This is a genomic window from Plectonema radiosum NIES-515, from assembly GCF_025753815.1.
GTDB lineage: Bacteria > Cyanobacteriota > Cyanobacteriia > Cyanobacteriales > Nostocaceae > Hassallia > Hassallia radiosum_A.
This window is the reverse complement of record NZ_JAOWRF010000310.1, coordinates 1-5,178: the sequence shown is the minus strand read 5'-3', so window position 1 is coordinate 5,178 and position 5,178 is coordinate 1. Positions and strand designations below refer to the sequence as shown.

At 42.4% G+C, this 5,178-nt stretch carries 5 protein-coding genes; 4 read left to right on the top strand and 1 reads right to left on the bottom strand.

Annotated features, from left to right (window positions below):
* Positions 1-153 precede the first annotated feature (153 nt).
* On the bottom strand, positions 154-1,269 hold the full coding sequence (locus tag OGM63_RS21770) for a septal ring lytic transglycosylase RlpA family protein (protein ID WP_263747750.1): 1,116 nt from the start codon (positions 1,267-1,269) through the stop codon (positions 154-156).
* 958 nt (positions 1,270-2,227) lie between these two features.
* Between OGM63_RS21770 and OGM63_RS21765 the strand changes: the two genes are divergently transcribed.
* The 4 genes from OGM63_RS21765 (at position 2,228) to ybiA (ending at position 5,045) form a co-directional block, all read left to right on the top strand.
* Positions 2,228-3,061 (top strand): SAM-dependent methyltransferase, encoded by an 834-nt coding sequence (locus OGM63_RS21765; protein WP_263747749.1) that lies wholly within the window; start codon positions 2,228-2,230, stop codon positions 3,059-3,061.
* A gap of 165 nt (positions 3,062-3,226) precedes the next feature.
* Complete coding sequence (locus tag OGM63_RS21760) at positions 3,227-3,361, top strand: hypothetical protein (protein ID WP_263747748.1); 135 nt, start codon at positions 3,227-3,229, stop codon at positions 3,359-3,361.
* Positions 3,362-3,409: 48 nt separating this feature from the next.
* Positions 3,410-4,387 carry a DMT family transporter gene (locus OGM63_RS21755; RefSeq protein ID WP_263747747.1) on the top strand — a complete coding sequence of 326 codons (978 nt, stop codon included), beginning with the start codon at positions 3,410-3,412 and terminating at the stop codon, positions 4,385-4,387.
* A 196-nt stretch (positions 4,388-4,583) separates the two neighbouring features.
* A complete protein-coding gene (gene ybiA, locus OGM63_RS21750; protein ID WP_263747746.1) occupies positions 4,584-5,045 on the top strand; it encodes a riboflavin biosynthesis intermediates N-glycosidase in 462 nt (153 codons plus the stop codon).
* Positions 5,046-5,178: the final 133 nt, after the last annotated feature.

The following is a 5,178-nucleotide window of genomic DNA, read 5'->3' as shown; positions in this document are numbered from 1 at the left end:
CTCCTTGTCCTCCTTGTCCTCCTTGTCCTCCTTGTCCTCCTTGTCCTCCTTGTCCTCCTTGTCCTCCTTGTCCTCCTTGTCCTCCTTGTCCTCCTTGTCCTCCTTGTCCTCCTTGTCCTCCTTGTCCCCCTTGTCCTCCTTGTCCCCCTACTTTTACCTTCCTAAGACTTCAATCCGGACTGGTGCAACACCACTGCCCATCATGCCTAAAATGCGTGCAGCAGCGACAGAAAGGTCAATCACTCGACCGCGAATGAATGGACCGCGATCGTTAATTCGCACTACTACAGAACGACCGTTGCGGGTGTTGGTGACGCGGACTTTCGTGCCAAAGGGTAAATGACGATGGGCAGCGGTTAGTCCTTCTGGATTAAATCTCTGACCGCTAGCGGTGCTATTGCCGGAACCATCATAGCCATAATAAGAAGCGACTCCCCTGAGGGTGACTTTCACCGGTCCAATGTTAATTTCTGATGGCAACTTTGGGATTGATACCGGTAGTCGTGCCGGTAAGTTAAGAATCTGCTTTAGGGGAGATGCGTTGCCTAGTAATCTCCGCAAGCGATTGGTGGCTTGCAATGCGTCTTGTGCCAGATTATTGGTTGTGTCTGGCGATCGCGTTTGATCGTTGATTTCCACCAATTCTTGGTTATTGACTTTGATCGTATAGCGATCGCTCGATGTTTGGTCAGCAGAGACACTTTTATTCTCTGCCTGATTTGTTGTCGCGCTCAGAGCTTTCCAACTGACGATTATTTGACTGGCATCTACATTTTCCCTGATCAACTGGTTTATCCTCGCTGCTACTACACCAGCTTTTTGAACCGGGTCATCATCGCCAATCTTTGTTTGGTTACTTACATCGGTTATAGTTCCAACATTTGCTACTTTTGCAGAACTGTCAGCAACAGCATTGTTTGACTGTGTACTTTGAGTATCACCACCAGTTACACCAACTTTGGCATCTACTTTGGTTTCTTCGCTCTTGACTGGTGTAGAACTCACAAAGGTCAGAACAGGAATTTTCCGAATAAATAGCGTTGCAGCCTGACGACCTCCAAGATTGTGAGGATGAATTTCCGTGATTACGGCATCCGAGGTAAGGTTCCCTGCTGAGGATTGGTACTCTCCCACCTTGACGACATCGGCTGAAGGTGTTTTTTGGGAAGCGGTATCCGTTTCCTTGGCTGTTTGAGTGCGACCGATTGAGGGCATTCCCAAAACAGTCATAAACAGGGTGACAATAGTCCACAAATGTCTTTGATTCATGCGTCCGTTTTTAAAGCGTGTTAAGAACTGAATTTTTATCTTTCGTGAGATTTTGCACCACTTAATGTACAATCCTCCAAAAATTTCAACTCATTCCCATGAACACTTTTTGTTTATAACTGCAACAGATTAACATGAACCTTTTCCCTAGGGGATCAGGGTTGTATGGTAACTATTCGTAAATTTATCAAATTTCAATTTCAATTTTTAGCACAAAACCTTTCCCAAAAGCGGATTTTGGCTGTTTAACAGTTGTTTCAAAAATAAAAATTTTTCTTAGGGAAACTTAACAATATTTCCTGGATAAATTTGCTTTGGTGGATAGTGTCTCCAATCAACTATCAAGCTAATTGCTTTATGTGTAAACTAGAAGACAAACTTTAATACACAGAATAACTTAAAAAACAATAGGAGTAAGTTCAGTATTTTAAATATAAATAATTAAATATGATTAGATTAATAAATTAATTAATTGCCTTTCATCTCAGAGACAATAAGTATCTGTAAATTTTGAGATTAGTTATTTTTTCAAATAGGTTTGATTCTATACAAATCGCAATTTACACAGTACTAACCGATGTTTAAGAATTTGTCAAATAAGCCACCGATGGCAGCGGTTTGGAAATATTGGTTGAATTGTGCTCTAATCGCTTTAATTGTTCGACTGCTTGTGTAGGCTATCTGCCACTTCCACCAACCTCTGCTTGTCCAGAGATTTGATTGCGTGAAAAGATACTTAAGTATGTTATATTAGCGCCGCAAGTAGGGCATCAAACGCTTGAGAATGGTGCGAAGCGCGATCGCCCCTAGGACACGCTACACATACCTAATTTTGTTCAAAAATTCAACCGTATTCCTTATCGATTCGGAAAAGGCAGCAAATAGAAGTAAAATTGGCGCAGGAGCTGATTTGCGCCTAGTTTCTTGGATTGGGAGCAAGCAACAAGTTATGAGTGGAATGACACAGAATTCAGAAGCAACCAAGGTAGCTAAAACCTATTATGACGGGGCAAGCACAAACAGTCTGTACAAGGCAATCTGGGGAGGAGAAAATATCCACTACGGGATTTATGCCCATCCCGATGAATCAATTCACGATGCCTCAGAACGTACTGTGCAAGTCATCGCTCAAACCCTGGAAACCCTCAATCAAGAATCACGGGTTTTGGATCTTGGTGCAGGCTATGGTGGTGCAGCACGGTATCTGGCAAAAACCTACGGCTGTAATGTCTGCTGTCTCAATTTGAGTGAGTTACAAAACGAGCGCAATCAACAATTGAATCAGGAGCAGAATCTCTCCCATCTCATAGAGGTAAAACAGGGCAATTTTGAGGAGATTCCCTACTCCAATAGTTCCTTTGATATCGTTTGGTCTCAGGATGCCTTTTTGCATAGTGGATCGCGCAACTATGTTTTGGCAGAAGCCAAGCGAGTCCTGAAGCCAGGAGGAGAACTAATTTTCAGCGATCCGATCCAGAGCGAAACCTGTCCATCCGGACATCTGCAATCTGCCTTCGATCGCTTGGGAATAAGCGATATGGGGTCTTACCAGTTCTACAGCCTGACAGCAAAGGAATTGGGATTTGCAGAACTGAACTTTATTGACCTGTCCAAAAACGTACCCATGCACTATCGGCGGCTTTCTAGGGAAGTACGCGATCGCTATCAGGAGATGGTAAGCTTAACATCCCAGGAATTTGTGGAGAAAACCCTCAAAAGCATTGAACCTTGGATTGAATATTACGAAAAAGGCTATATGCAGTGGGGCATTTTACATTACCGTCTGCCCTAAAGCCCTGTGAAAGGAAAGAGAAGAAAACACCAATGACAGAGTTAATGATAACCCTGGATTTCGGATTAATAACAGGGACATATGCAGTGGGGAATATGGCATTTTCGGCATTAGACATCTGTTGGAAAACAATGTAGAGACGCGAAATTTCGCGTCTCTTGGGGTTTGGATAACGCATATTTAATTTTCGGAGATGTCTATTGCATAGTCCTTCTTTACACAGACAAAATGACAACTACTGCTATCAAACTAGATTCCACCAAAGCTGCGATCGCAGATGCCTTGCCCATTGACCGTTAACCATATACCCAAAATGCTCAACCAGATGTGCAAAACGCTCCTAATTACATGATCGATGAGATTAAAATCACTAACCAGGAATATGATAGCAAAGTAAGAGGGGCAATTATTGCTACTTTTGTTGCTATATGCTTTTTTGGCATTATGCCCATCTTAATCCGATGGAGCGAAAATGAAATCAGCCCTAATGCCACGATGTTCAATCGTTGTTGGATAGCGTTGGTCATCTTTGGACTGTGGCAAGAGCTTTCGCTTGTGCGTCAGCGTTGGTTGGGAAAACAATCCATCACCAAGCAGTCATTCGACAACAAACAAATCCTGCTACTGTTGGTAGCAGCGACGTTTTTCTGTGCCACTCAGACTCTCTGGGCTTGGTCTTTAACTCAGACCAGTGTGGCAAACTCAGCATTGATACATAGCTTGACTCCATTTTTCACTGCACTGGGAGGATACTTACTTTTCAATCAACGTTTTGATGATAAATTCCTGATTGGTCTTGCGATCGCAACTGTAGGAACAATTGTCCTTGGGTTAGATGACCTACAAGTTGCCTCTGTTAAACTTCAAGGTGACTTACTTGCCTTGCTCTCAGCACTATTCTGGAGTGCCTATATTCTGGCAATTGAAAAACTTCGGGCACAATTAACAGTGACAACTATCCTGACTTGGGTTTGTCGGATTGTGACGCTTTTGTTTACACTGATTCTATTCACTGCCCACGATGAGTGGTTTCCCCACTCTTGGAGCGGGTGGGGGAATGTTATTACTCTAGCTCTAACTCTTATTTTTGGTCAGGGGCTGCTTACATACAGCCTCAAATACTTGTCTTCTAGCCTTGTAGCAATGATTTCTCTTTTAAGTCCGGTTCTGACTTCCTTTTTAGCTTGGATTATCTTTGCAGAGGCATTGAGTTGGTTTAACTTGGTGGCTTTTGCCATCATCATATTAGGTATTTACCTTGCTCTAACCAGTAACAAAGGAATTGAAGACCAAACCAATGAGTTAAAAGAGTCGTCTTCACTCTAACACCAGATTTGGTGGCAAAACACCAAAATTGCTCACAGCTTAATTGCTTCCTTTTCACTTTTGAAAAATATTCTAGAAAGAGTGAGGGTTTCCCGATTTGAATCAATTTAATTCACGGTTGGGTAGAAAGTAGACGCTCGTTGGACAACCAATGGCATTTTCGTTTATTGTCAAGGGAATTCAAAGTTGATAATACATGACCATTTACTTTTACGACACCGACGAAAAACCCTATGGTTGCTTTTCTAACTTCTCTCCCCACGGGTTTGAACTGGATGGTTACTGGTGGCAAACCTCAGAGCATTATTTTCAGGCACAGAAATTTATCGGGACTCACCATGTTGAAGAAATTAGGTTAGCAAAAACTCCCGCAAATGCGGCTGAGATGGGACGCGATCGCACTCGTCCTCTTCGCAGTGATTGGGAAGAAATTAAAGAGGATGTGATGCGACGAGGCTTACTTTGTAAGTTTCAAACCCATACCGATATCCGTGAAATTCTGTTAAGTACAGGTGACGAATTAATAGTAGAAAATGCACCTCAAGATTATTATTGGGGTTGTGGTCAAGATGGCAGTGGAAAAAATCGGCTGGGAGAGATTTTAAGGGAAGTTAGAGCTATATTACGGGAATCTCAGGGGAAAAAATCGTGGAATTAAATTTACAGGCAAATCCTCTAAATACATCTAAAAAAGTAATAGGAGGCTGTAATTACTAGTTCACTAGACATAGAAAGTGAAAAAAAATGTAGAGACGTAGCACTGCTACGTCTAATCAAGGTTTCTGTGTAAA

Coding starts and splice junctions, on each gene's coding strand:
- OGM63_RS21770 (WP_263747750.1), bottom strand. CDS start 1,269: ATGAATCAAAGACATTTGTGGACTATTGTCACCCTGTTTATGACTGTT.
- ybiA (WP_263747746.1), top strand. CDS start 4,584: ATGACCATTTACTTTTACGACACCGACGAAAAACCCTATGGTTGCTTT.
- OGM63_RS21755 (WP_263747747.1), top strand. CDS start 3,410: ATGATCGATGAGATTAAAATCACTAACCAGGAATATGATAGCAAAGTA.
- OGM63_RS21765 (WP_263747749.1), top strand. CDS start 2,228: ATGACACAGAATTCAGAAGCAACCAAGGTAGCTAAAACCTATTATGAC.